Annotated in this window: 20 protein-coding genes; 6 read left to right on the forward strand and 14 right to left on the reverse strand. The window is 54.1% G+C overall.

The window, feature by feature from the left end; genetic code table 11:
* Window positions 1-72 precede the first annotated feature (72 nt).
* The 4 genes from ACTJK5_RS12595 (at window position 73) to ACTJK5_RS12610 (ending at window position 2,783) form a co-directional block, all read left to right on the forward strand.
* A complete protein-coding gene (locus tag ACTJK5_RS12595) occupies window positions 73-660 on the forward strand; it encodes a GIY-YIG nuclease family protein (RefSeq protein ID WP_440612620.1) in 588 nt (195 codons plus the stop codon).
* 115 nt (window positions 661-775) lie between these two features.
* Window positions 776-1,642 carry a ParA family protein gene (locus tag ACTJK5_RS12600; RefSeq protein ID WP_440612621.1) on the forward strand — a complete coding sequence of 289 codons (867 nt, stop codon included), beginning with the start codon at window positions 776-778 and terminating at the stop codon, window positions 1,640-1,642.
* Window positions 1,639-2,082, forward strand: a complete 444-nt coding sequence (locus ACTJK5_RS12605; protein ID WP_440612622.1) for a hypothetical protein — start codon at window positions 1,639-1,641, stop codon at window positions 2,080-2,082. The genes ACTJK5_RS12600 and ACTJK5_RS12605 overlap by 4 nt, the downstream gene beginning before the upstream one ends.
* Entirely contained in the window at window positions 2,082-2,783 is a 702-nt protein-coding gene (locus ACTJK5_RS12610) for a hypothetical protein (RefSeq protein WP_440612623.1), read from the forward strand. The genes ACTJK5_RS12605 and ACTJK5_RS12610 overlap by 1 nt, the downstream gene beginning before the upstream one ends.
* Before the next feature lie 290 nt (window positions 2,784-3,073).
* Here the strand turns inward: ACTJK5_RS12610 and ACTJK5_RS12615 are convergent, their stop codons facing one another.
* The 3 genes from ACTJK5_RS12615 to ACTJK5_RS12625 all read right to left on the reverse strand — a co-directional run bounded on the left by ACTJK5_RS12615 (window position 3,074) and on the right by ACTJK5_RS12625 (window position 9,413).
* Window positions 3,074-4,003, reverse strand: coding sequence for a DUF4238 domain-containing protein (locus tag ACTJK5_RS12615; RefSeq protein ID WP_440612624.1), 930 nt, complete (start codon window positions 4,001-4,003; stop codon window positions 3,074-3,076).
* Between the two features lie 121 nt (window positions 4,004-4,124).
* Window positions 4,125-5,786, reverse strand: coding sequence for a restriction endonuclease (locus ACTJK5_RS12620; RefSeq protein ID WP_440612625.1), 1,662 nt, complete (start codon window positions 5,784-5,786; stop codon window positions 4,125-4,127).
* 63 nt (window positions 5,787-5,849) lie between these two features.
* Window positions 5,850-9,413 carry a DEAD/DEAH box helicase gene (locus ACTJK5_RS12625; RefSeq protein ID WP_440612626.1) on the reverse strand — a complete coding sequence of 1,188 codons (3,564 nt, stop codon included), beginning with the start codon at window positions 9,411-9,413 and terminating at the stop codon, window positions 5,850-5,852.
* A 722-nt stretch (window positions 9,414-10,135) separates the two neighbouring features.
* Here ACTJK5_RS12625 and ACTJK5_RS12630 point away from each other — a divergent pair.
* Complete coding sequence (locus ACTJK5_RS12630) at window positions 10,136-11,245, forward strand: hypothetical protein (RefSeq protein WP_440612627.1); 1,110 nt, start codon at window positions 10,136-10,138, stop codon at window positions 11,243-11,245.
* 465 nt (window positions 11,246-11,710) lie between these two features.
* Here ACTJK5_RS12630 and ACTJK5_RS12635 read toward each other — a convergent pair whose 3' ends face one another.
* The 8 genes from ACTJK5_RS12635 to ACTJK5_RS12670 all read right to left on the reverse strand — a co-directional run bounded on the left by ACTJK5_RS12635 (window position 11,711) and on the right by ACTJK5_RS12670 (window position 20,515).
* Window positions 11,711-12,121 (reverse strand): DUF3830 family protein, encoded by a 411-nt coding sequence (locus ACTJK5_RS12635; RefSeq protein WP_440612628.1) that lies wholly within the window; start codon window positions 12,119-12,121, stop codon window positions 11,711-11,713.
* A gap of 21 nt (window positions 12,122-12,142) precedes the next feature.
* Window positions 12,143-13,552, reverse strand: a complete 1,410-nt coding sequence (gene hydA / locus ACTJK5_RS12640) for a dihydropyrimidinase (RefSeq protein WP_440612629.1) — start codon at window positions 13,550-13,552, stop codon at window positions 12,143-12,145.
* A 9-nt stretch (window positions 13,553-13,561) separates the two neighbouring features.
* On the reverse strand, window positions 13,562-14,290 hold the full coding sequence (locus ACTJK5_RS12645) for an amino acid ABC transporter ATP-binding protein (RefSeq protein ID WP_112521660.1): 729 nt from the start codon (window positions 14,288-14,290) through the stop codon (window positions 13,562-13,564).
* Window positions 14,287-17,187, reverse strand: coding sequence for an FAD-dependent oxidoreductase (locus ACTJK5_RS12650; protein ID WP_440612630.1), 2,901 nt, complete (start codon window positions 17,185-17,187; stop codon window positions 14,287-14,289). Before ACTJK5_RS12650 ends, ACTJK5_RS12645 begins: the two co-directional genes overlap by 4 nt.
* Window positions 17,188-17,201: 14 nt before the next feature.
* Window positions 17,202-18,095: a dihydrodipicolinate synthase family protein gene (locus ACTJK5_RS12655; protein WP_296020667.1), complete on the reverse strand. Its 894-nt coding sequence runs from the start codon at window positions 18,093-18,095 to the stop codon at window positions 17,202-17,204.
* Between the two features lie 22 nt (window positions 18,096-18,117).
* Window positions 18,118-18,810, reverse strand: coding sequence for an amino acid ABC transporter permease (locus ACTJK5_RS12660; protein ID WP_113261166.1), 693 nt, complete (start codon window positions 18,808-18,810; stop codon window positions 18,118-18,120).
* A gap of 68 nt (window positions 18,811-18,878) precedes the next feature.
* Window positions 18,879-19,703: an ABC transporter substrate-binding protein gene (locus ACTJK5_RS12665; protein WP_153310387.1), complete on the reverse strand. Its 825-nt coding sequence runs from the start codon at window positions 19,701-19,703 to the stop codon at window positions 18,879-18,881.
* A 170-nt stretch (window positions 19,704-19,873) separates the two neighbouring features.
* The gene (locus tag ACTJK5_RS12670; RefSeq protein WP_440612631.1) at window positions 19,874-20,515 is read right to left on the reverse strand and encodes a GntR family transcriptional regulator; all 642 of its coding nucleotides are present in this window, start codon (window positions 20,513-20,515) and stop codon (window positions 19,874-19,876) included.
* Window positions 20,516-20,636: 121 nt separating this feature from the next.
* Here ACTJK5_RS12670 and ACTJK5_RS12675 point away from each other — a divergent pair, with 121 nt between their 5' ends.
* Entirely contained in the window at window positions 20,637-21,320 is a 684-nt protein-coding gene (locus tag ACTJK5_RS12675; RefSeq protein ID WP_440612632.1) for a GntR family transcriptional regulator, read from the forward strand.
* Window positions 21,321-21,894: 574 nt separating this feature from the next.
* Here ACTJK5_RS12675 and ACTJK5_RS12680 read toward each other — a convergent pair.
* The 3 genes from ACTJK5_RS12680 to ACTJK5_RS12690 are packed head-to-tail and all read right to left on the reverse strand — an operon-like array spanning window position 21,895 to window position 25,700.
* Window positions 21,895-23,211, reverse strand: a complete 1,317-nt coding sequence (locus ACTJK5_RS12680; RefSeq protein WP_440612633.1) for a c-type cytochrome — start codon at window positions 23,209-23,211, stop codon at window positions 21,895-21,897.
* 11 nt (window positions 23,212-23,222) lie between these two features.
* Complete coding sequence (locus ACTJK5_RS12685) at window positions 23,223-24,992, reverse strand: GMC family oxidoreductase (protein ID WP_153310391.1); 1,770 nt, start codon at window positions 24,990-24,992, stop codon at window positions 23,223-23,225.
* A 3-nt stretch (window positions 24,993-24,995) separates the two neighbouring features.
* Complete coding sequence (locus ACTJK5_RS12690; RefSeq protein ID WP_113261162.1) at window positions 24,996-25,700, reverse strand: gluconate 2-dehydrogenase subunit 3 family protein; 705 nt, start codon at window positions 25,698-25,700, stop codon at window positions 24,996-24,998.
* Window positions 25,701-25,828 lie beyond the last annotated feature (128 nt).

Below are 25,828 nucleotides of genomic sequence, written 5' to 3' on the forward strand. Positions count from 1 at the left end.
AACCGCGATGGCGAGACCAACATTTGGCGAAGTGACCACAGGCCTCCAAACGAAGTCAGACATGATCCGGCATTGACCCGCGCCGGATATCTGAGGACTGAGATCGCATCCTTTCTCGGTATACGATACCAGCATGTCCGCAAGGTCCTTATCGGCGCCGGGATAACCGAAGGCATCCGCCGGCAGGAAGAGGTCAGCCTCGAACGCGAGCGTGTTGTGGTCGAGGTGACAGCCGACGACGAGACGAATAGTTCCGCCGCGACGTCGTGGGAAGTGCTTCTGCGTGCAGGCTTCCATTTCCTCGGCGAGTGGCGGGGCGAGAACGAAGATTTTCAAATCGACGCCAAGGCACCCGTTGACGCTGGTGTGTACTCTTTCGTTGTAGACGATGTAGTCAAGTACGTCGGCTTGACCCAGCGCGGTCTGCGCTCTCGTCTCGATGGATATCGGCGAGGCTACGAGCGCCAGAGGACGAATGCCCGTGTAAAGGCTCTGAGACAGGAAGCCATTTCGGCAGGGAAGCGGGTCAAGGTGCTGGTCGCCGTGCCGTCAGCAGGCGAATGGAAAGGGCCTCCAGTTAACACGGCGGCCGGACTGGAAGCTGGCCTCATATCCATGATCCAACCACCATGGAACATCCTCGGCGTTACGTCTCCCTGAGCTTCTACAGGCCAGTTAGCAGCCTGCAAGAAGATATTAATTGGTTGTGTCGTAAGGAAACTCAACCAGCCGAAGATTTGTTTACTGGCTGCTAGATTGGCCAACCGGAGGAAATATGTCTGTAGTTGTCACAGTGATGAACATGAAGGGTGGGGTTGGGAAAACCACTGTGACGGTCAATCTAGCAGGGATACTTTCTTCATTCCTTGTCGGGGGTAAACCAGCACTCAAAGTGCTGGCTATAGATTATGATCCGCAATTCAACTTATCTCAGGCGTATATTCCGCCACCGCAATACTTCGCCGCAGAAGCTGATCGTAAGACAACTTTGGCAGTATTGATGGATAGTGGCGTACAGCTAAACGCGTACACGCTTCAAGTCCCCGGTAATCATACTCCTCCCCCTGTATCTTCATTGGCTACAAACATATTCACATTTCAGAACAGTAAACTTGATCTTATACCGTCGACACTCGATCTGATGTATGTTGCTCTTGGACAAGCAACGACCAACGTGAAACCCATCGAAGAGCGGTTCGAGAAATTTATCGAAGAGTGCCGTTCGCTTTATGACTTGATACTAATAGATTGCCACCCCGCAGGATCGCTGTTTACTAAAACCTCTTTGGTGAATTCGGATTTCGTCTTGATACCAGTTGTTCCGCAAAAATACGCAGTGCGTGGCATCGGTTTGATGATGGCGTTCATAGACGCGAAGAAGAATGGCTCAAAGAGCGCAAAACCCCTTATTTTATTCAACTCTACGGCAAGGAACGGAGTATCGGCAGAGGAGTCTTCTATCAGGGCCAATTCTCAGTATGCCCCTCTCTGTTTGTCCGCCACTCTGAAGTGGTATAAGGCTTTCGGAGAACCAGAAGGTGGTTCAGGCTTTGTTTGGAAAAGCAATAAGCCATACAGCACTTCAGCGTTCCAAAATCTCATCGCTGTAGCTCGCGAGTTTCGTACGAAAGTTGGACTATGATCGAATCATCCCGTTACAAAGCGTTCCTGCGATTGCTGTTTGGCACGGTTGTCGACAGCAGATTGAGTGCGAAGGAAATGCGTCAACTGGCAGAAGAGCTAAGGCGCGGTCGCCTCGCCGACGAGCTCGCCTACATGATCGAGAATGTAAGCCAGCATTTCCAGCTGAGCGATTCTAGGGCGCGCCTGAGCGACGAAATCATTCACGCTGAGAACATCATCAAGGCAAAGAAATTAAGCAAATCGTCACTTGTAAATATCATCCTAAGTATCGACGATGATCTTCTCCCCCCAGGCCGCACGAATAACTCTTCTCGTCAAATACTTGATTATTTTCTTGCCCATTCAACATCGTCTCAATTCCAAAAATTACTAGACGTGTTGGAAGCATCTGGCGATCCCGACCCTTATTTGCGTGGCATAACGGAAACGCGGGACTGATGGTCAACCTCGTTGACGTCCTCAAAGGAATTAACTGGGGAGCGAACATCGATGCTGCCTACAACGATGCCACGACACTCAGCACGGTTGAAATGATGCTACACCGCATTGCGGTTTGGTCTAATCAGTTAGAGATTGCCGATGAAGGCAATCCGGCACTGTGTTTTCTCCGAGAAATGCAAGTCGCAATGCAACAGATCGCGATTTCTTTAGGCCTATGCACTTATAAATCAGCAGCTGCTGCCGCACGCACATCTGTTGAAACCTGCCTCTATTATAGCTATTTTCGAACCCACCAAGAGGAACTTGCGACTCTCGTACGGGTCGAAAAATTCTACGTCTCCAAATCCGACATCGTGGAATATCATAAAACTCATACCGCCGACTTTTCAACAAAACAGCAGGTTTTTGGTCTGATAGGCGAGTTAGATAGTTGGTACTCAAAAATCTCAGCTGTTATCCATGGTCAAATCCCTGGAGCATGGAATAGCCATACTTCAATAGCGCAAATTGGCTTCAATCAAGCAACGCACACGTTGGCTCTTCAAGCGGTCATCAAAGCGGAAGCGTTGATCCATCAAATTCTTTTATGCACTGTTGGCGGGCACTTTTGGTCTATATTTGCGCCGGACGCAAAGAGAGAATTGGTCAAAGGTATTTCAGCAACTCACCGAAGCACGTTGGGCCTCGATCTAAAATAACCACACGAATCATAGACGACCGCTCGCATCATCGACAAAAAGCGAAATCTTGAATTATTGACGTCTGGCGTCTAAAACTAATAAAAACGCGAACCACAATATTGGTATACAGAAATTCAATTTGACGATTCGAATCCCTTGTGTTTCAGGTTTTTTTGGTGTTTGGGCAGGAGCTCAACCCTCTCCACCATGAAATCATACAAATCGCTACTACTGTTACAGATGTTCGCTTGATGAATTGGCTCCGCCAACTTCAATTTGGTTCAATGTGATTTTCGCTAGAAGACGCTTCAACAGGCGTCGCTACCAGTATAAATCCGCCTGCCCGCAATCTTCGCAGCTTCGGCAGCTTTCAACATAGGGCCTAGAATAGTCGGAGCAGGCTGTTTGCCCATTTCGCGTCGCACTTCAGCGAGATGCGTACCATCGACAGCATAAGCGTATTTTCTCGCCTGCCCCACGACAAGCGTATTGATTACTCGAACGATCTTGCTCCGCGGCATAGAGGAGAATTGCTTAGCAAAATCAATATTAGTTGCTGCGAGAAATAGCCGCGTTGGACTTATCGGAAGGGCATAATGCCCGGCGTATTGCAGCATGCCCTGCGTTAGTATCACTGGCCGATCTGAGGTCATGAGTCTTCTTCTTACTGATCTGGTGTCAATAATCATCCAGTGCATGCGTTGGAAGAGGTCTAATGCGGGTGGGTGTTCGATGAAAGTAGTGATCGCGAACATTGCTGACCGCTCTATGTGGGTCGAATTGTACGGTACGATGTACCCCTCATCACGCGTGCAGTTTGAAACTTGCCTCATTGCAGCGCGTGTTGTTTGAAATTCCGGACGTAGCGTCGGCACGAGATCGGTGTAGCACTTTTTAAATGCCGCGACCTCTTCAGGACTGCGCAGTATCATGGACAATATAAACCGGCTCCAAGCGCTGCGAGTTCTTCCTCCGGCTGGTGCCATCTCGCCCAGTAGCAGGTCGCGAGCACGGACGGCTTCGTCGTCGATTGGCGCCATAAACGCGCTTTCCATCATATATTTTTCAGCAGGGGCGACACCCGGGAGCTTGTACAAATCTATCGCATAGCCCGTGGCTTTACGATGCATGCGCTTGCTAACTATAAGGCCATCGGGCCGCCGATAAAAGACCTCAATCTTCCCATCGGGGCCTTGCCATGGCTTGAGGTAAAACTGCGGGATGTAATGGTGCTTCATACGGGGTTCTCACAGAATTTGTCGAGCAGCGCACCGCGCCGAGGCAGCACGTTCTGGAGCGTCGATGAGCGGGCTCGCCCATCGCCCACCTCGGCTGCGTTCGCCCCGCTCCGCGCGGTTACTAACATGACGGTGGAAAGATAATCCGCGCCTCGGTCCCAATCTCCTGAAGCAGATAAAGCAGCCCCCCGCCATCGATTAGTTCGATCGGCTTGTCGGACGCAAAATTGAACGCATCAGGCCCGTACCCGCTGGTGGTGACAAGAATGCCTTTATTGGCCCCTTCGTTCATCATAGTGCCGTAGAGATCCCTAACTGCAGAGACGCCGACGGTATGGCGGTAGCGCTTGGCTTGAATAACGACCTTCCCGCCCAGAATTGGCCGTTTGTCAAAGGCGATACAATCCACACCACCGTCCCTTGACGAACGCGTCAACTTGGATTCCAGTCCCATTTGACCAAACAGATTTGCGACGAGCGTCTCAAATTCGCCCGGGGTCAGGTCCATCAGGTTCGGCGCAGAACCTAACCCGGAAACAAGATCCGTCTGGTCGATAAACCTCGCATCCATCATGTTGAACTCAACGATAGGTTTAACCGGCTGCGCCTCGGCGGCATGTCGCGAAACTGCGGCGCCCAGATTTCTGAGGCACGTTGCCTTATCGACCCGTGACAGATTGATCTCGGTGAATACTGGTTTCGTTGTCCTGACAGAAATCAAGTGAGGTTGAACATCACGGCCTGTCGCTGGGTCGACCGTGTGAATGAAACCATTGAAACAGCATGTGTCGATCGCCTGCGCTTGATCAGCCTCGAACACCTCATGCAACGTTCGCAACGCAATGCTTGCAACCAGATCCTGATAAAGTGCTTTGGTCTCGGTGGCTTTTCGAGGCTTTGCTTCGATAATATCGCGAGCCTTCACGAATCGGAACTCAGACGATTGCGGCACGACATCAGCGGTTGGCAGTTCAAATTCAATGACCAATTGCTTTGAAGTCGCAGAATAACCGATAGAAAAGGCTCTCGGAAAATCTTCGGGATAAGCTGACCGCTCCAGTACCATCGTATTATAGGCGATAACAGCATCTGGATCCGCGGAAAAATAAAGGTTCCGGAACGAGTTAACTTCAGCATCCCGTTGAGAAACTTTCAATTTGAAAGCATTCAGCTCATCATCATACTTGCCCCTGAGCGAGCGCACCATGTCTGTCCGTTTTGTCTCGCCTTTCTGCCAAACATCCAAATCAGCAGCATAACGATTCTCCGCCTCTTCGACGGCTCGTTTGTGGCGGCCCTTCGTGCCCGGCATAAGCGACGCAATTTTGGACGGCTTCCGTACATCAGCAAGGTAGTGCTCAAGCTGGGGCGATTGCGCCGAGGTCTCCAGCTCAGCCCCCAGTTTCAGTATCGGCGCGTTCTGGCTCACCCTCAGGCTATCGAAATCCAGTGTATCATCGACTGCTAAAGTGTCTGTCAGAATATCTTCCAGCTCTTTCAGCCGATCAGCGATTGCGTCGTTCTTCTTGTCTGTTTCCTGTTGCCGGTCTTCTAACCTGCGGATCGCTTCGGCCTTCTGTGTCTCCCGCTGAGAAACAATCTGCTGTTTTTGATACCGGGTTTCATCACGCAATCTTGCCCGCTCATCGCGCTCAGCTTCGCGAACTTGTCGCTCCGCTTCCCGTATTTGGCGCTTGCGATTGGCCGCACTTACACGCTGTTGCCGCGCGGCCTCCCTCGCCATCGCCATCACAAACTTTTCTAACCCACCCCGTCGAGCCATCTTAGCTTCCCCCTTTCGATATTTCACTTTCACGCTAGCAGCACGTCGCACCAGCGAAAGTCATCATATTTTGCGTACCGGCATAGAGCGGATGAGCGTCTGAAAACTTTGCCCTGCCCCAGCCCATGCATTCTGCGACCCCACCACGTAGAGGTTCTGTTTTGCCCGCGAAATTGCAACATTGAGGATGTTGGGAGGGTTACCTGCCCAAACACGGGCCCTATGCTGTGCAGGCTTGGGTGCACCAAGCAACAGGATTACGGTCTCAGCTTCTCGGCCCTGAAACGTATGAATCGTTCCGACCCTATCCCGCACCCAGGAAGCAGCATCCTCCCCGATCGCCTTGAAGATATGACTCTCTCGTTCAAGCCGACGGCGCATCTCCGTTTCAACGATCTTAAAAGGCGAGATTATAAACACGTCTGGAGACACAATGCCGAGCATCGCGATCCTCCGCATCATTCGAACAACAACATCTCCCTCTCCTGGTGACCACTTTGTGTCTGCGTCGGCATCAATATCGAACCAGCAGGATGGTCCAAAATCCTGCCCAACTTCACCGGGGTTTGGATCCGACACTGCGTGGACCATCTGCCCGTCATAGGCGATCGCATTGGATACGCTGAACATTGGATCCTGGCACCGCCGATGGACAAGCAACGGAAACCCGACCCGTCGCGGCTCAGTCTCCCCATTGAATGTGGACTGAAATGGCGAGCCACGATCCGCTAAGGTCTGAACTGATGCCGTAGGAGCGGACCAACGATACTGATCAATGGCAAAGAATTTGCAGATCTCGAGATTAAGTTTCTCGGGAAGGGAGACCACCGGCGGAATCTGGAGTGGATCACCAACAACAATCGAACGCTTGGCCCTCATGATTGCGCCGACCGCGGCCTGCGGTACAGCCTGACCAGCTTCATCGACTAGGAGCCAACCAATTGTCTCCGAACCGAGGTCACCAAACATAGTGTTGACGGACGCAAACGTCGTTGAAACTGCGGGCACCACCATAAAGAGCGTAGACCAGAGGTCGCCGAGGAGGGCCTTGTGGCTCGGATTGCGAAGAGCGCCGGCGGTAAACGCACTCATCAAGATATTTAGGTTGTGAAGCACTTTCTGCGCTGAGGCATCGACAAAAGCTTTCTGTACGTTGAGCGCTGCGGCAAACAGATCCTCTCGCTTACGATGAAGGCTGTCCGGCAACCAAGGCGCCGTTAGATTAATTGCCTCATGATTTTGCGTAAAAAACCGATCATCGACCAATCGTGCGCCGAGCGTCGCTCTGGCTATCTCAATCGTTTCCTGATGTGTGGCAGCATCCAAACGAAGAGCTTGTAGATCTGCCTTAGCCCGGTCGACTTCCGATTTAAGCCGTATCAACTCCGTTTTGGCAGCCTCGTGCAATGCGGTTGCGTCTGTTTGCCTCGACCGCGCTTTGTTGCTTTCACTATTGACGACGCCTTTGCGCGCCTGCCATACGCGCCACGACGACATCCCAAACAGTCGAGCAACGAACCCTGGGCGTTGGAGATCGTGAGCAAGAACTTCATTTCGTGCCCGCTCAAACACAGATTGTGCTTCAGACAGCCCAGCTGACGCCTCGTTTTCCCGTGCGCTCACCTGCTCAACGGCCATAACCATGGGTCCCAGCTTAATCTGCGCAGCAGCGACCGCCTTTTTTAAGCGTGGCAATTCGACACAGGATTTTCGAACAGCTTCTAGTGCCGCGATTTCTGAATCGATCTGTTTGCGGAGTGTTAGAAAGCGATTTCGAGCCTTTTTCCAGTTCGACAGCGCGGCGACCTCGTTGACCGGCGGAGACTCGTTTGTGACTACAGAGGGGATTTCACGACGTATGAGCTTGCCATTTTCGTCCTTGATTTCTCGCAGGACATCATCACCCTTGGCTGCTTTCAGGTAAATCCGGTACCCGCCGTCTTCATGCCACCAGAAGGTCTGCTGAAAAGTTGATCGATTAACCCCATTGCCAAGGACGGCAGCAATTAATCCCCACGTCCTCTTTTGCGAACGATCACTGTCACCCTCATCTTCCACGCCAAAGCGCCTCGGATTAGCAACAAGGTCGCTGATGGAGCGCAGGTACGAAATCTCATCCGCCCGTCCGTTGTTTTTAAGAAGCGGCAGTTCCTCGCTAACATTTTGGACAGCTTTATTGTTACTGGATGCAATCACGATCTCATGCCCACGTAGGCTTTGATCCAGGCGATAGAAGTGGAAAAAGGCGTTTCCACCAACGCCCAGCTTCTGTCCCGTTGTTGAAAACGCATCGACCGGCTTTTCAAATCGTACCATAGCGGATGCTCGATCAAGAACACATCCGACAACAACATCACGCAAAAGGGTGGTCTTTCCGGTTCCGGGTGGACCGTTCACGCCAATTATACCGGTCTTGGCGACCAATTCGTCTCTCGCGACATTAACTGCTGCCTGCTGCAGCAAGACGAGCGGATGATGACCACTGGAGGGCCAACGGGCCTGGGGTGTTTTTAAGGGTGCAATGTGCGGCTCCCCCGCTGAAGGCGGCACCAGTACGTCAATCGGATGGCCAACCCTTGAAATCCCGAGATATCTGCTGAGTCCGTCACCCTGCTGGCCGGAAGCAATAAGCTGTGACGCCAACCCGATATCGTCGAGAAAGAAAGAGTTGAGGAGCGATGGTTCAGGTGGCGTCCTCGACTTGAAATGGTGAAACACCTTGAGCGTGAAGGTGGGTGCCTCCAGTAGCTCATGGGGAATAGAGAACTGCCGCACCAGCCAATTATAAGCCGAGTCGATAGAGTCTGAGTCTATTGGGAGCGGGTTGCCATCCCCGTCCCTGCGACGGACGATCCTGTCAAGCTTCTCAAGGACAAAGGCCTGAACCTTTGGCCAATTTCCAAGATGACCAAGATTGCGTTCGAGCGCCGGTCGCAGAGCCCAAGCGAAGCTTGAAATAGCAACGGCATTCTCGTCTAGCAAGTAGCCATCCTTGTCGACGAGAATGGCGGCGATGGCTGCCTTGCGCCCATCCGGCCTTGAACGCTCTTCATCCTCTCCAAAGGCCTCAACGAGGAGATCTGTCGCCCGATCGAGCGCGATGCAACCAAGGACTATCTGAAAAAACAGTCGATGTTTTGGTTTAGCTTTCAGACCTCGCTTCCATGGAAGATCTGCGCCGGCTAAAGGCACAACTCTGCTTCGCTCCCCAGACGCCAGATCCTCCGGTCGTTTATAGCTTTGCGGTGACAATGCCTCCAGCGCAGTCCAAGCAGACAATATGGAGGCCGGATCGTCTTTTCGTCGAGAAGGAGTAACGGGATGTGGGCCTTCGAGCTCTAAAGGAGACACATCCTGGGTAAGGTTATCTTCCAGTTGGCTTGGTAGCGTAGCTATCGACGCTCGTCCGACGTGGCCTATTGGTCGATGCGAATCTTTTTTAATTTCGGTTACGTCTGACAAGGATCGAAGAACGTCTTCTACCTCTTGACCAAGGACCTTCGCTTTCTGGACACTTCGTTTTGAAAGCTCCAAAGCCAGCAGCTTTAGCTCTGCTTTGTCATTTCTGAATTGTTCGAACAGGATCCGAAGCTCGACGATGGTTTTTTGTAAGTAGGGCCGCTGCATGTGAGAATCCGCGAGAATTGCAAAAGCAATCGCTTATTTAGAGTTGCATGTCGAGTGCTGCGGTGAAAGTTTTGCTACCGGAGGCACCCGTCGACCAATGCCTACATTTTCCTGCGCAACCATCAGCGATTGCAACCAGTTTTTGCAGCTCTAGGCTTGCTCAACCAACGAGGATCGCTTCGATTGATTTGCGCTGCCCGTTGCTGCCGATAAGTGGCATCCCGATACTAGTGAAGCGCTGGAGTTTAGATGGACGTATTGAAATACTCATGAGGAGGATAAGCAAGTTGGAAAAGCTCCTGGTGGTAGTTCACGCTTGATTGTGCGAGTGCTTGATTTAAATCCAGTCTCTCCATCGCTGGCCGCAGAAGCATAGCCTACGGAGGCGCGAACGATCTGCACTGGGCGGAGATATGGAGAGACGACAATCGTCGGCCGGGGACGCAGTTCAAAATGCCCGTGTGTTGCAGCTAGCACTTTTTAACGAAGGAAAGGATTTCGCTTTGAAATGATCAGAATTTGCGACCCAGTGGTTGGGATGGACTTACGCGCGGAAAGTTCTCAATTGGTCCACGTTCTCGCCGATGGACTACTATCGAGGCGGATTCTCTGCCTGCCTATGGCACTTGTTAGCGGTCGCGGCGCTTCACTACTCGCGGGATAACGATGACGCGCCCCTCGGATCTTGTAAGTATATCTGGTAATAAAGGATCTACTGAAACATGCGAGGTACGACATTGAGTGCAGACGTATGGAAAGACATTAAGCCATCGGGATCCGTCCTTTCCTGGAAGGCGATCTGCGAGGCGCTAGGTACCGAATTCCGCGAACATACGACGATCCGTGGCGCGTCGGGTATAGACCACACAGTGCAGGCTATCGGCATTGACGAAGCGACAAAACGCCTCTTGGTCGTTTCCGCCGAGTTCAATCCGCGCGTTGCCGCTCTTATGAGGATTGACATTCAGTCCACAATGCCTGGTACTCGCGTCCTCGTCGCTCGACCGGTACCAATCGACATTGCTCACGTTGCCCGAAAGCTTTTCACAACTGCAGCGGGGCTTATCGATTTCGAGAAAATCATTGAATTCAAGAACGACTTTACGAACCATCCCAATGAAGCTGTCAACGAGAAGTACGGTGCAACTATCGTTTCCGTGATCAATTCGATCACAAACACTCCGGTTCCTCCGCTTTCGTTTGCGCTTCAGCTACTTCAACAGAGCAGCATGCTGAACTGGGAAAAGCTTATCACCGGTGAGGCAGACCCCGGCTTAAAATTCCAGAATGCGGTAGTGGATATCCTGTCATTGGACAATTTGGCCTCTGATATCCACCACGGAATATGCCCCATCCCCACATATGAGTTCAATGAAACTGACTGGGATTTGTTTGGCGAAGCAGGGAGCAGCGAGGCTGCGGTAGAGCGGCTCAAAGAACTGAACGTACACCAGTACTTCTTCCCCCCGGCTGATACGCTGGCACTCGGTATTGTTGACCATGGGTACGCGTCTCCGGATCAGGTCGCAAATGCGACCGGCCTTGCCGAAACGGAAGGGCATCACGTGTCGAAGTCGGCATTGGTACCGGACGCCCAGTCTGTCCCCGAGATGTTGGAGGAGTTGAAAGCGCAGGGGTACATGGCGGAAGGCGAATTCACCTACGAGCTCACGCCTAATGGAGAAACTCTGCGCAAGTCTCTCAAGGTGCGCCCAGCCGAAGGCCTAATGTCGAAAATCATTTCGAAATTGAATTTCAATATCGACCTCTCCTCAAAGGACCTTGCCGTGTTTGGTCGCACAATGGCGTCGGACGATAAGAAAGAGGGTTGAGGTCCTGCAAATGTCAGGGGGAGGCATGCACCACTATAAGCTCAAGAGTGCGAAGGGGCACTACCGCATGCGAGAAATTGCATCACCCACCTGACGGAGCCCGTTACCGAGCATATGGTGGGAGAATGGGCGGTCTATAAGTGGGAGCTGGAGACCGTTGTCACCTCACGGCTGACGACACCGAAAGACCGGCCTGGCAGGCGAAATACCAATATACGAATGTCAAAGTTCGAAGCCCTCACCGTCCTCATTAATATCCTTCGCGATGTCGAAAAACTAGGAATACAGGATAACGAGCGGTGCCGAGAACATTTAGGAATAGATCGGTAAACAGCCGTGCTCATGGCAGTGCCGCCAAGTTGATAATATTTCCTTGAAGACTCTTCTATTTCTCAGAAAATACGAATTCTCGGTAATATCTAAGGCTACAAGGTCTCGCATCTTCGCCTCTGCCTCAAAACACCTCTAAGTACGTTCGAACCGAATTTGCTGCGCACCTTCCCAAAGAGTCTGGCTACCAAGCACAGGCAAATTTTCGAGGTTAGACGTGATGGTGATGAAATGGTTGCCAGCGAGTTGTCCCATCTTGGACGAAAAATCGACACCGCCATAAGCGAGCAAAATTTCTGTCTCGCTGATGCCGCCCGGATAAAGAATGATATGACCGGGTGCGGGATGGCTGGTGTGGTTCTCGTAGCCGACGCCGAAATTATAGTCTCCAAGTGGTACCCATACGCCCTCCCCTGACCAGCGAACATGCACGATCTGGCCTTCAAAAGGCAGACGTTCTATGAACGCCTTGCAGGTCTGTGGAGCTTTTTCCGTTTCCAGCACGGCATCGAACACGAACGGGCCAGCAGTGATTTTCAGTTTCATAAATTTAGGTCTCCGAATTGCTTAGATAGTTTTAGTGCTTTGGGTGCGGGCTGAGCGGTAGGTGCCATCGCCCTTTTTTCCGACGAGCGCGCCGTCACGAACCATCAACCGACCGCCGAGGATGACGGTCGTCGGCCAGCCCGTAATTTCAAGACCTTCATAGGGCGAATAATCGGCACCATCGTGCAGATCGGCATGGCGTATCGTGCGTTTGATGGTCGGGTCCCAAATGGCGATGTCGGCATCCGCACCGATCGAGATTGTGCCTTTTTCCGGGTAGAGCCCGTAGGTTTTGGCATGATTGGTCGCGGAGAGCGCTACAAAGCGCGGCAGATCGATGCGCCCCTTCATGACCCCTTCCGAAAAAAGGATTGGAAGACGCGTTTCGACACCGGGAATACCGTTCGGGATGTGACGAAAGCTTTCAAGTCCCTTCGGACTACGCTTGCCGCGCTCGTCATCGTAGCGGAACGGGCAGTGATCTGACGAGAACAGATCGAAAATACCGGTTTCAATGCCTCTCCAGCATTCTTCTTGAGCAGCCTTGTCGCGGGGTGGAGGAGAGCAGACAAATTTCGCGCCTTCCCAATCCATGCCGTCTAGATCATCGGCGGTCAGCATCAAATATTGAGGGCATGTTTCGCCAACCACCTTGAGACCACGAGATCGGGCTCGCGCGATTTCCTCCATCGCTTCGCCGTTGGAGACATGGACAATGACAACGGGCACATCAACGATTTCGGCAAGTGTTAGCGCCCGGTGTGTCGCTTCGCGTTCAACCGCCACCGGTCGTGTAGAGGCATGCGCTCGCGGAGCAACGTCACCCTCCGCCTCATGTCGTGTGATCAGAAAGCGGATAGCATCTTCGTTTTCGCAATGGACCATGACAGTCGCGCCTGTCGAACGTGCCACGTCCAGCGTCTTCAGTATCTCTGCATCGTTGAGCCGAAGCCCCTCATAGGTCATGAAGACTTTGAAGGAAGAATATCCGTCAGCGGCCAAAGCCGGAAGCTCTTGCCCAAGGAGACTGTCCGTTGGATCCGAAACGATGAGGTGAAAGCTGACATCGGTATAGCAGTTGCCTTCAGCGAGTTCGTGATAAGCATTAAGCGCCTCGCGCATCGGCTTATCCTTCTCCTGTAGGCAAAACGGCATAATCGTCGTATTGCCGCCGAAAAGCGCAGAACGGGTACCGCTCTCGAAATCGTCGGCCATGACGATGCCATCTCCCGAGGGCTGGGAGATATGGACATGGCTATCAATGCCACCCGGCAGAACATATTTGCCGCTGGCGTCGATTGTCTGGGCACCGCCGTCGAGCTTCTCGCCGATCTGGACGATTTTGCCGCCGAGAATGCCTATGTCGGCTTTGAAAATGTCGGAGGCGGTCGCTATGGTGCCCCCCTTAACGACTAGGTCGAATTCGGTCATATCAAACTCTCAATGATGGAGGATCTTGCTGAGAAAGGCTTCTGTGCGCGGATTGTGACGATTACTGAAGAAATCTTCCGTTGGCCGGTCCTCGACAATTTCGCCCTGGTCGATGAAGATCATCCGTGTCGCGACTTTGCGTGCAAAACCCATTTCATGGGTAACAACCATCATCGTCATGCCTTCTTTGGCAAGGTCGGTCATTACATCCAACACTTCGGAAATCATCTCGGGATCGAGAGCTGATGTCGGCTCGTCGAACAGCATGGCTTTCGGGTTCATGGCAAGCGCCCGGGCTATCGCGACGCGTTGCTGCTGTCCGCCGGACAATTGGCCTGGATATTTGTGGGCGTGCCCCGTCATCCCGACGCGATCCAGAAGATCCATGGAACGTCTTTTGGCAATGCTTTCGCTGCGATGAAGAACGATGCGCTGGGCAAGCATGATGTTGGCTTCGATTGTTAGGTGCGCAAAGAGTTCAAAATTTTGAAACACCATACCAACGCGAGAACGAAGATCAGGAAGATCGGTGCCGGGATCATTGACTTCGATGCCATCCACTCGGATAGACCCTTCCTGAATGGGCTCCAGCGCATTGACACATTTGATCAGGGTCGATTTGCCAGATCCGGACGGCCCACAGACCACGACGACTTCGCCCTTGGAAACACTCGTTGAGCAATTCTTGAGCACGGCAAAATTGCCATAGTATTTCGTGACGCCGGTGATTTCGATCATGATCGAACTCCCTGAAAACGGTTGATAGAAAAGGCCGACAAATCGCGCCCGGGGTCTCGGCCAAGGACGAGATTGGCCGTGAGTTGGCCGATGAGAGGCCCAAGCGTAAAGCCATTGGATGTGACTGCATTAAAGAAACCGGGCACATCTGAATGCTCTCCGAGGATCGGTGCGCCGTCGATGTTGATGTTCATGGCAGCCCAACTGCGGATGACGTGCAGTTTTCTAAGACCCGGGACAACGTGCTGCGCCACCCAAAGATTGCCCTCCAGACTGGAGAACATCGGGCGAGGATGGCTGTGGACCGGATCGAGACCAGCCGTCCAACCGCCGCCGATCAGAAAATTTCCATTTGCAGCCTGCTTGAGCGTCAAATGACGATCGGCATGGGCAACCAGATGCGAGATAGCTGGCGCAGCGGCCTCGGTCACCACCATCTGCAGCGGCGCCCCGAACACGGGAATGTCCAGCCCCAGCATTGCCCCGACGCGCGAAGCAAAAGCACCGGCAGCATTCACGATGCGGCCTGCCCGTAGCGGTCCCCGCGAGGTTTCGATGATAAATCCTGACCCTTCGCGGCGGATCGACAGCACTTCAGTACGGTCCAATACGCGAGCACCAGCGGCCAAAGCGCCATCAAGCACGTGTCGTGTCGCGACAAGCGGGTTGATCTTCCCTTCCATTGGGCAAAAGGCGGCGCCAATCATCAACGGTGAAAGCGCGGGCTCAAGCTTTCGCAAGTCTTCGGCGCCAATCACATGACAATCGATGCCATTTTCGCGTTCAACCCGAGTCTTCTCCTCAAGGAAGCGCATGTGCGTTTCGGTCTCGGCAACCATCAGGCCGCCCGTGATCTTCATCTCAAAATCGCGACCGAGCTTTTCCTCCAGCATCTGCCATAGCTCAATGGAGTCCCGCTGCAACGGAAGCGTTTTTGCGGCTGGCCCTCCACCTGCTTCTGCGCGAGCTCCGTGATCGAATGACAACAATTGCGCATGAAGGCTGCCAGCATTCCCGCCCGATGCCAGCCCGCCTGGAAAGCCACGTTCCAACACCACAACATCTTCGCCCGCTTCTGCCAGAAACAAGGCGCTCGAAAGTCCGGCAATCCCCGCGCCGATGACAACGGTAGACGCTTCTCTCATCGGCAGCGGTTCGGTATGGTGCAATGGCGGACGTGCGGGCAACAGTGCTCGTCTATGCCCTCCCCACTCCGGCTTCTCAATCGCAAGTGCTGCAAGAGGCACCGGACGTAGTGGCATCTGCGGTGCAAGCAGGCCGTCGGTCTCGCTCATGGGTCGGCGTGTCAATTCTGTGAGGGTCCGGCCACAGTAGCGGCTTTGGCAGCGTCCCATCCCGGCACGGGTCAGGCGCTTCATTGTTGCGATGTCCAGCGGACCCTTAACGGCAAGGCTCTTCAGAGTACCGATTGCAACACTTTCGCACCGGCAGGCGAGCACGGTATCTGCGGGTTCCAAAGGTGTTGCCGCCGGCGCAAACAATCGCCAAAGCGCTGCTTGAAACGCTTTGGCGCGCGCAAGTTTTTTCTTAGCTGTGGTGTCTGGCTGAGGCTTCAAGCCGAGCTTCGCGGCAATAGCCAGACCGGCAAGCCTACCTTCAGCCATTGCCAGGTGTGCACCACCAAAACGCACAGCCTCGCCGACGATATGGATGTGAGGGAGCGAACTTTCGCCATCCTCGGCACAATCTGCTGTGAGGGTGCCGTTCCCGGTTACACGATGAGCACAACCGAGCAACCGCGATAACTCGTTGGACGAGGTAAAATGTCCACCCAATAAAACGGTATCGACTTCGAAGGTTAAGTCGCCCCCAAGACCGGAAACCGTCACCGCCTCTACCCTGCCATCACCTTTGATCTCCGATAGTTGCGCGTTCCAGGCGAGCTTGACACCTGCTCGCTCCAATCTTGCGATCTCTTTCATGCCTTTGAGCGCAAGCGCCGCGTCATGGCGGAAAACACTGAACGCTTCGCCTGGTCTGCTCCATGGGGCGCCTGCCTGCTCCACCAGACAGATCACGTCACCGCCAGCCTTGAGGATCTCGCTTGCGACCTGAAAATTGAGAGGACCGTTCCCGGCAATCAGAATGCGCCGGCCAGGAAGCGTGCCATAGCTGCGAAGCAGGGTTTGTGCAGCCCCTGCCGTCATGACGCCTGGCAGCGTCCAACCCTTGATGGCCGGCGGTCGCTCAAAAGCCCCGGTGCCGATGACAAGCATCGTAGGTCGGCAATAGAAAACACCATCATGGCCCAGGCAGGAAATTACCGCTTTTCCATCTTCTCCGTGAGCCGCGCCCCAGACGGTCACGCCTGACAGAATGGTCACGCCAAGCGAACGTGCTCTTTCGATCAACGCAGCCCCATCTGCGGCCTGCCGGTCAGCCTTGAGCGCCAAGCGTGCTGCATCCGTGTTAGGCTGCTTGAAGAATTGGCCGCCCGATGTGTGCCGCTCGTCCACCACAGTTACAGAGGCCCCGGCTTCTGCCGCTGCCACCGCGGCAGCGAGACCACCCGGCCCCGCTCCAATGACCAGCAAGTCCATTTCGAACTCAGCAAGTTCTGTTGGGACAGACCTCAGGTCGGCGAGGTCAGTAGAAGTGATATCGGGACGCGCCTGCTGACGAGCGACACGCATGCCGTCTCGGACAGGCGTCATACAGGCGCGCTGGCTGGTGCGGCTATCGACAGTTACAAGGCAATCGTGACACACACCCATGCCACAAAAAAGACCACGCTTCTTCCCGGCTGCATCAGTGGAGAAGTCGGCTCGATCCAGCGCGGTCAGCGCGGCGGCAACCGAAAGGCCCGGATCGACACGATGCGCAACGCCATCGAAATAGACGGTCACGCCTGCATCCTGGATGATCGAACCGGGCATCTGTTTTCTCCGGCTCAGTTCTGCGAAAAGCTTAAGCCGAAACGCTCGACCAAAGTCTTCATCGCGGCATCCTGATCTGATGGCAACGGCAGACGCGGTGGCAGCGGCGATCCTGCGGCAAATCCCATGTGGTTCAGCAGGGCCTTGGAACCAGCGACATAGGCCTGCCCACCGACCGCCTGGATGATGGGAAGCCACTCCAGATAAAGCGCACGCGCTTCATCGTACTTCTTCTCATCGGCTGCTAGTGTGAAGATACGTGACATTGCTGCTGGCGCCACATTGGATGCAACGGCTACCCAGCCCTGCGCACCCATGACGAAAGATTCAAAACCGAGAATACCGCCGAAAGGAGTCATCTTGTCACCAGCCAGGCGAACGATATCGCGGATACGCGTGACTTCAAGGGTCGATTCCTTGACATAGTCACAGCCTTCAATCTCGGCGATGCGAGCGAGAAGTTCAGGCTTCATATCCACATTCGACGTCGCAGGGTTGTTGTAGACCATGATCGGAACGGAAATCGAGCGGGCAATGGTTCGGTAATGAGTTACCAGTTCGTCGTCCGTCGGCGTCGAGTAAAATGGCGGGATTATCATCACGCCATCCGCGCCCAGTGCCTCGGCCTTGCAGCTCAAGCGAACCGCTTCACGGGTATCTTCAGCACCTGTTCCGATCAGAACTGGTACACGTCCAGCGGCAGTCTGGATAACAGTGCGGGCAACGTCGTCCCAATCCTGGTCGGAGAGTGAAAGGAACTCTCCTGTCGAACCGAGAGGGATGAGTCCATGCACGCCCTCCCGGATCTGCCAATCCGTAAAGGCAGCGAGAGCTGACAGGTTGACTTTCCCATCTGCGTCGATGGGAGTGATCATCACGGTAAAGACACCACGAAACGGCTTTGGCATGCAATAAGTCCTTTAATGAGTATCAGCGCTTTTCGCTGAGCTGTAGCGGAGCTGTGGACTGGCCGAAGCGCCTTTCGATATGCCGCTGCACAAAGTCCCAGAGGGTCGTAAGAAGAAGGTAGTAGATGGCAGCCACCGCGAAGAGTTCGAGCACCATGAACTTTTCCTGGATCAGTACCTGGGTGCGCCGTAGCAGCTCCTCCATTGAAATGACGGAGGTGACGGATGTCGTTTTCAGCAGACCATTGACCGAGTTACCAAGGGGCGGGATGATGACCTTGAACGCCTGCGGCATGACGATGTGGCGCATGATTTGACGCTCGGTCATGCCTAAAGCTCTCGCCGCACGCGCTTGTCCTGCAGGAACTGCCTCGATGCCGGACCGGATGATCTCCGCCAGATATGCTGCTTCGTTCAAAGCCAGTCCGATCAACGCGGCTTGTACAACGGAGAACTTGATCCCGAGCTGCGGTAATGCGGTATAGAGCACGATCAATTGCACGAGCAGCGGCGTGCCACGGAACAGCCAGATATAGAACCACCCGATGCACCTGATAAGCCTTAGCTTGGATCGGCGCATGAGGGCCACGACAAAGCCGAGTAGTAGGCCGAACACAAGTGAGACGCAGGTCAGCCAGATCGTGGTGACAACACCTCCGAGGATGAAGGGATTGACGAGATAGTCGAAGAAGCCAGACCAGTTCCAGTACGACATGGAGGGACCTTTAATGCTAAGGAGATGCCGGACGAGCCGGCATCCATCAGAATGATGAACCGCTCAGATCAGCGGCCTGGACCCTTGACTGAGTAGTCGCCTGCGATCATCGGCAGGCCGTAGCTGTCGAAAAGTTTTCCCAACGAACCATCTGTCTTCATGTCTTTGAGGACGCCGGATACCGCGTCTGCAAGTTTCGCATTCTTGAACGCAACGGCAACCGGTGCTGGATAAAGACCGCTGACGGCACGACGAAAATCGCCACGGCTATCATATTCCTTTGCGACACCATCGATTGAGACAACGCCCTCGACTTGACCGGCGCGCAGCGCCTGGAAGGCTAGCGCGAAATTATCGAAGGTCTGAATGACGAGCCCTGTCTTGCCGGCGGCTTTGAGTTCAGCGTCAAGAGCACGGGTCTTCGTTTCTTCGAAGCCGCCGAGCTCGACGCCGACACGCAGACCATCAAGCCCATCCTTGTCCTTCACCGTCGTATTGCTCGTCGCCACCGAAACGCTGATGGCCTGATCCTCGTAGGGGATCATTTGCATGATGGCCGCGCGCTCTTTCGTGAAGAATATTCCAGTGTTGATCATATCCCATCGGCCAGCCTGAAGACCGGGGATCATCGCCGAGAATTCGATACGGACATATTCAGGCGTTAGGCAAAGCCGCTTCGCAATTTCCTTGCCAAGTTCGACCCGCATGCCTTTGAGCTCCCCGTTGGAATCGACGAACTGCATCGGCGGTAATGTTGGATTAACCGACATTGTCAGCGTCCCAGGCTTGACCAATTCGGAATCGGGAACCTTTGGCGTGCAGCTCTGCGCAAACGCCGACGCTGCCGTGGAGAGTAATAGAAGGGAGGCAATGGAGATGGTGTGGAATGACATGATGACCCTCTGGTTTTTCGATCTTCTCGTGGACCTGAACAACGATGCTTGTTGATTTCGCATTCATTTGGTATACCACTTTCATACACAATCATTTGCCGTATGCAACATCTTTCCGCCAAGGCAGTCAAAAATTGAAATATCTGAGGTTTGGGATAGGCTGGCTCGGCTCAGTACGTCGAAAGGACGTTCTGGCGCACCCGTTCAAGATGCAGCGTCATAGCCATGCGGGCTGCATCGGCATCACGGTCCATGAGTGCATTTACAATGCCCTGATGGTCGGCAAGACCCGGCTTGCGCTGAGCGAGTTTGCGCTGGCGTTCGAAGATCGTGGTATAGCGCCGCATTTGCAAAATGGTGTCCGCCATGAAGGGATTTCCGCTGGCATCAGCAATGCCCTGGTGCAAAGCATCATCGAACTTCCATACGAACTCGGGATCAGGATCTGGATCCAGCTCTATCTCCTGAAGCATCGCGGCGAGGTCTGCGACTGTCTCAGCCGTTATTCCCTTACACGCTTGCGCCGCCGCACTTGGCTCAACGAGCATTCGCATCGCCACGCTGTTCAGGTAGTCGGACAGGGTGACGATACGCACCGTGAGAACGCCCTTCGCGTTGCGCGCAAGAAGCCCCTGCCCTTCAAGACGTCCCAACGCATCACGCATTGGCGAACGAGAGACGCCCAGTCGCGCGGCAAGCCTGCGCTCCTGCACCACAGCACCACCCGCCATTTGCGCGGAGAGGATTTCCCCGAGCAGTGCAGAATAGGTCTCATCCGCGAGGCTTCGTTCCGCCGTGACCTGACCGTTCATGCCATTGACTCCCCGGTAGTTGACAATATCGAGCGGTATGGACCATGGCTGAAAACAAGAAAAGCCTTTGGGGCAACATCAACTGGGAATAGACCAATAGCTGCCTGGAGGCTGATGCGCTTTGACACAAACAGACACTGATCCTGGCATAGGAAAACGGTCCAAAGACGCAGGCCACAAACTTGCCGCCCTCGCGTATAACGCTGTTTCTGACATGATCCGCCACCGTCGTCTTGGAGGCGGCCACGTTATCATCGAAGCGCAGCTTGCCGAGATGCTCGGTGTGTCGCGCACGCCCCTGCGTGAAGCTTTGCAGCGGCTGGAAGGTGAAGGCTTGGTTCACAAAGGCGACGGCCGCAACTACGTGGTGCGACACGTCGATATCGGAGAATACATCCAGAGCCTGAAGCTACGTCTGTTGATCGAACCACACGCGGCTGTACAGGCCATGCCAAGCATACCCGGTCGCAAACTCGTCGAGGTGCGGCGCGAAATTGACGAGCTTATGGGCGCTACTGCGTACCATACGGATGCCCACTGGTTTTCAGACGACCACTTGCATAACCTGATAATGGACCATTGTGGCAACGAAGTTATGGCAGGTGTTTTACGCAATCTGCGAGCCGCCACGCGCCTCTTTGAAATCGGCCAGTTGAAAGACCGCCTGACACCAGATTCTACGGAACATCTTGCCATCATCGACGCCTTGCAGCGCAACGACCCCGGCGCGGCGTTTGAAGCAACGAAAGCGCACATTGAGAGCCTCATTGAGTTTGCGCGAATGCACCTCATCACCAATGAGTGAGCTTTCTCTGTAAAGCACGCTACATGCGGCGGCCTTGCGTCTTTCTAAGTACTTGGGCATGGGGATTGGCGATTGGTTGGAGAGATCAGAAACGCGAGTGGACAAAAGTGAAGGCAGCGATGATACACCGCATGTGTTTTTCAAATTGTCCTGAAGTCAAATCATCTCCTGAATGTGCCCGCTATTGCCGCTTGAGAAGAACTTACGTGCTTTATAGGGGTATTCCGCCTTTCCTGCTCGGATCGTTGTGAAACTTGGAACGCGATGTTTCTGCAAGGTGACAACGCAAATGAAGTCGAGTACGTCCGCCGCCGGGCATCGAAGTGTAAAAAGACCGGAAGCTTATCGCTCCACCTCCGTCGACCGACCTCTCGATTACAGTTCTGCTGCGACCTTGTTCAATGTGGGTACCTTCTAAGCGTCGATGAAACGAACGACTTCCTTCTCAGTTGTCGCCCCTCTCACGAAGAAAGCCAAAATACACCGTATCTCGCACAAGGATGGCGATCATCAAATTCGGTTACGAAAGAGCCCCACTGAGATGACGAGGGCTCTTACTTACTTCTTGTGGCCATTAGTGAGCGTTGCCGAGCTTTCTGATCGCTTCCACGTCCTGCGTGGTTACCGCAGAAGCTTTGTTCGTCCACGCGTTGCGCAGGAAGGTGGCAAGCGTTGCGATCTCCTCGTCGGACAGGCGATCCTCGTAGCCCTGCATTCTCACCTTCATGGGGCGTTTTTCAGTTGAAGGAAGCTCTGCACCATGGAGGATCACGCTAATCAGGCCTTTGCTAGACTTCGCTGTCACCAGTGAGTTTCCGTCAAGTTCCGGGAATATTTCCGGCGCACCCTTACCGTTCACGAGGTGACATCCACCGCAATTGTCCAGATAGAGCCGCGCTCCGAGCGGCATGTCAGGTCCAGCGCTCGACAAGAGTTCTTCCGTCGGCGTTGGCGCGTCGGCCGATTTTGCGGCCTGTTGTCCAGGCGTCCCGATCTTCGTCAGGAAGCTTGCTATCGCCCGATTGTCATCTTGCGTCAGGTACTGAGTGGAATCGCGCACCACCAGCATCATTTCTCCTGTTGCCGTTGAATGAGCGTTGCGAGCGGTGGCAAGATAAGCTGCCGTCTCCTCGACTCCCCATTTTTGTGGACCGCTGCTAGGGCCTCTGAGATCCGGAGCCGTGTAGTTGTCGATTTCACCACCCGAGAGGAAGCTCTTGTACGTCTCGTCGATACCATCCTGCGTCATCAGCACCGAGCGTGGGCTGTGACAGGCGGCGCAGTGACCCGGCCCTTCGACCAGATATTTGCCACGGTTAAAAATGGCGTCTTCTGCTGTGTTGGGTGCAAATCCGGCTTCGCCACGCAAAGCAACCCAGTTCCATGCACGCAGACCAAATCGCATATTGAAAGGAAATGCGAGTTTCGTTGGCTCGACTTTATTCGAGACAGGCTTCACCTCATGCATGAAGTAGTCGTAGAGCGAAACTACGTCTTCTTCCGTTAGCTTGCGGTAATTCTCATACGGCATGGCGGGATAAAGATGCGTGCCGTTCGGCGTCACACCATCATAGAGAACGGCACGAAAATCGTCGAGCGTATAGCTCCCGATACCGGTTTCCTTGTCAGGCGTGATGTTGGTGGTCCAGATTGTTCCCATCGGGCTCTGCATCGCACGACCGCCTGCAAAGGGTGTTCCACCCTCATTCGTGTGACAGGCCATGCAATCGCTGGCACGCATGAGGTATTCCCCACGACCTTCTGCTGGCTTGAAATTTGCTGCCAGTTCAGCAGTTGCTTCCGTGCGCTGAACGGGCACGAAAATGAAGGCGAGAAGACAAGCAATGCCAACGAGGACGAGAGCGGCGAGAACTTTGAGAAGCGTTTTCATGGTGGCACTCCTCAAACTAGTGGCCGTGGGTTGGGAAGGTAGTCCTTGCGGATATGCTCAGCTGCCCAATAGGCGAGACCACCCACCATGCCGGTGGGGTTATACTGCGTATTCTGCGGAAATGCCCCGGCGCCAAGAACGAAGATATTGTGCTTGTCCCAGGCCTGAAGGTACCGGTTGACCGCCGATGTCTTGGGATCGTCGCCCATTACGGAGCCGCCGACATTGTGCGTGGTTTGATAGGGCCTGACATCATACATGGCACCTTCCTTCTTGAAGCCTTCCTGCATGGATGTCGGGTTGAGAGCCTTCGCAATCGGCTCGATCTTCGACTTCATGAATTGGGTCATGCGAATGTCATTGGCATTCCAGTTGAACGTCATGCGCATCAAGGGACGCCCGTGCCGGTCCTTGTAGGTCGGATCGAGATCGAGGTGATTGCCACGATAGGCCATATGGGACCCGTGCGAACCGATGGACATGGAGTGCCCGTACCATTCACCCACGGCCTGCTTCCACTTTGCGCCCCAGCTTGGGGTGCCTGCTGGAAGCGCCATGGAGCGGATCGGTTGACCATTCGATTGCCCGGCGGAGATGTAGGAGCCGCCAATGAAGCCTTCCCGACCGAAATCGATGTTATCGATACCGAAATCATCGATGGTCATGCCATTGGCACCAGTGCCGATGAATGGATTGAAAACCTCGTCCTTGAAAAACAGCGTGTAGCCACCATTCATCTGATAGGCATAGTTGCGGCCGGTAACGCCTTCTCCCGTATTCGGATCATAGGGCTGCCCGATGCCGGATAGCAGCATCAGGTGAACGTTGTGCAGCTGATAGGCAGCCAGAATTACCAGATCGGCAGGCTGGAAGACTTCCTCCTGCGCCTTTTCGTCGAAATAGGTCACGCCGGTCGCGGTCTTGCCATCCGGTGCCATTTCGATGCGCAACACTTCGCATTCCGTGCGATATTCGAAATTCGGCTTGCGCTTCAGGGCGTCAAGAATGGCGGTCTGCGGCGAAGATTTCGAATAGTTATAACAACCATAACGCTCGCAGAAGCCGCAATGATTACATGGGCCCATCTGCATGCCGTATTCGTTGACATAGGCTTGCGACGCTATACCGCCGGGGCGCGGAAACGGATGGTAGCCCATGGATTTAGTGACTTCACCGAACTTGGCTCCGTCCCAGGTCGTCGGCATAGGCGGCATGGGATAATCGCGGGAGCGTGGAGCCTCGAACGGATTACCGCCTTCGATCTTCTCACCCTTGATGTTACCAGCCTTGCCCGAGATGCCTGCAACCCGTTCGAAACGGTCGAAATAGGGCTCGAGCTCGTCATACGTGACCGGGTAATCCTGAATGGTCATATCTTCGGGGATAATGGATGCCCCCCAACGTTCCTCGACATAGGATCGAAGACGATATTCTGACGTCATAGGACGCCAGTTGAGCCCGTTCCAGTGCGTGCCGGCACCGCCGACACCAATACCCGGTAGAAAGGAGCCGAGGCTGCGATAGGGCAATGCCACCTCGGTCTCGCTCCGACGAATTGTCACTGTCGAATTCCGCGGTTTTTGCATCATGCCGAGACGTACGCCGTATTTCAGCTCATCGATCATCTCAGGATATTGGAAATTGGGAACGGTATTCTGGTCATGACCGCGCTCGAGCGCGACGATCTCAAGCCCGTCCTGCGCAAGCTCCATGCCGAGGATCGATCCGGTCCAACCAAGACCGACGATGACGACATCTTTTTTCTTTTCAGTTCTAGCCATCGTTCATGCCCTCTCGCCAGAGATCGAAACCGGTCCCAGCGGATATTTAACGTTATGTTTGAGAACCCATTCCTTGTACGATCCACGCGCGCCGGGGAAACCGATATAGGTCCACGCCTGCATTTTATGGTTTCCGCCATACAGTGGATCGGCGAAATAACCCTCTTTGGTGTTTCCAAGCAGAATGGAGAAGAAATCGCGCATTTCCGGATGAAGCTTCATTTCGTCTTTCTGAAGCGAGGTAAGCGCCTGATCCTGCGTCGCCTCATCCAGCTCCGCGAAAATCTTCCCATGTGTCGTGCGACACCATTCGTCAAATACCGGGATGGCTTGTTGATAAATCTGAAGCGGCGTCAGCGGTGTCTGCCAGCCACGCAACGGACTTGCGTCGGCCTCATGAGGACCTTCCATATACCAATCGGCAGCGCGACCGAAATCGCCAGCCAACTGCATATCGATAAAGACCGGGACACGTGTTTCGATGGCTCCGGGGCCCTCGCCCTCGGAAGGGATCAATCTTGCTACCGCTGCCACTACGAAAGCCCACTCGCTGGGCTTGAGACAGATAGGCGTGTACGCATCCAGCGCGACCGGCTCTAGTTGCTCCTCAGCCTTCAGCGGCACGGCTGCGAGTCCAGCGACTGCAGCACTTGCAGCGGACGCTTTAAGAAAATTTCGACGTGAAGGACGGCCTGGAAGGTCTCTCATAGGCAACTCGCTTTGTGACGGGCATCACTTGAAAATTGTTGTTTAGATCCATCGGGAAATGAGTCAGGTGGGCCGCTGCGGTTTATCGTCGCAGCGAAATCAGCGCAAGTTCACTTAGAACAAAAATC

Source organism: Agrobacterium sp. 22094, from assembly GCF_052046015.1.
GTDB classification, from domain to species: domain Bacteria; phylum Pseudomonadota; class Alphaproteobacteria; order Rhizobiales; family Rhizobiaceae; genus Agrobacterium; species Agrobacterium cavarae.

Coding starts and splice junctions, on each gene's coding strand:
- ACTJK5_RS12600 (WP_440612621.1), top strand. CDS start 776: ATGTCTGTAGTTGTCACAGTGATGAACATGAAGGGTGGGGTTGGGAAA.
- ACTJK5_RS12605 (WP_440612622.1), top strand. CDS start 1,639: ATGATCGAATCATCCCGTTACAAAGCGTTCCTGCGATTGCTGTTTGGC.
- ACTJK5_RS12610 (WP_440612623.1), top strand. CDS start 2,082: ATGGTCAACCTCGTTGACGTCCTCAAAGGAATTAACTGGGGAGCGAAC.
- ACTJK5_RS12615 (WP_440612624.1), bottom strand. CDS start 4,003: ATGAAGCACCATTACATCCCGCAGTTTTACCTCAAGCCATGGCAAGGC.
- ACTJK5_RS12620 (WP_440612625.1), bottom strand. CDS start 5,786: ATGGCTCGACGGGGTGGGTTAGAAAAGTTTGTGATGGCGATGGCGAGG.
- ACTJK5_RS12625 (WP_440612626.1), bottom strand. CDS start 9,413: ATGCAGCGGCCCTACTTACAAAAAACCATCGTCGAGCTTCGGATCCTG.
- ACTJK5_RS12630 (WP_440612627.1), top strand. CDS start 10,136: ATGCGAGGTACGACATTGAGTGCAGACGTATGGAAAGACATTAAGCCA.
- ACTJK5_RS12635 (WP_440612628.1), bottom strand. CDS start 12,121: ATGAAACTGAAAATCACTGCTGGCCCGTTCGTGTTCGATGCCGTGCTG.
- hydA (WP_440612629.1), bottom strand. CDS start 13,552: ATGACCGAATTCGACCTAGTCGTTAAGGGGGGCACCATAGCGACCGCC.
- ACTJK5_RS12645 (WP_112521660.1), bottom strand. CDS start 14,290: ATGATCGAAATCACCGGCGTCACGAAATACTATGGCAATTTTGCCGTG.
- ACTJK5_RS12650 (WP_440612630.1), bottom strand. CDS start 17,187: ATGCCCGGTTCGATCATCCAGGATGCAGGCGTGACCGTCTATTTCGAT.
- ACTJK5_RS12655 (WP_296020667.1), bottom strand. CDS start 18,095: ATGCCAAAGCCGTTTCGTGGTGTCTTTACCGTGATGATCACTCCCATC.
- ACTJK5_RS12660 (WP_113261166.1), bottom strand. CDS start 18,810: ATGTCGTACTGGAACTGGTCTGGCTTCTTCGACTATCTCGTCAATCCC.
- ACTJK5_RS12665 (WP_153310387.1), bottom strand. CDS start 19,703: ATGTCATTCCACACCATCTCCATTGCCTCCCTTCTATTACTCTCCACG.
- ACTJK5_RS12670 (WP_440612631.1), bottom strand. CDS start 20,515: ATGAACGGTCAGGTCACGGCGGAACGAAGCCTCGCGGATGAGACCTAT.
- ACTJK5_RS12680 (WP_440612633.1), bottom strand. CDS start 23,211: ATGAAAACGCTTCTCAAAGTTCTCGCCGCTCTCGTCCTCGTTGGCATT.
- ACTJK5_RS12685 (WP_153310391.1), bottom strand. CDS start 24,992: ATGGCTAGAACTGAAAAGAAAAAAGATGTCGTCATCGTCGGTCTTGGT.
- ACTJK5_RS12690 (WP_113261162.1), bottom strand. CDS start 25,700: ATGAGAGACCTTCCAGGCCGTCCTTCACGTCGAAATTTTCTTAAAGCG.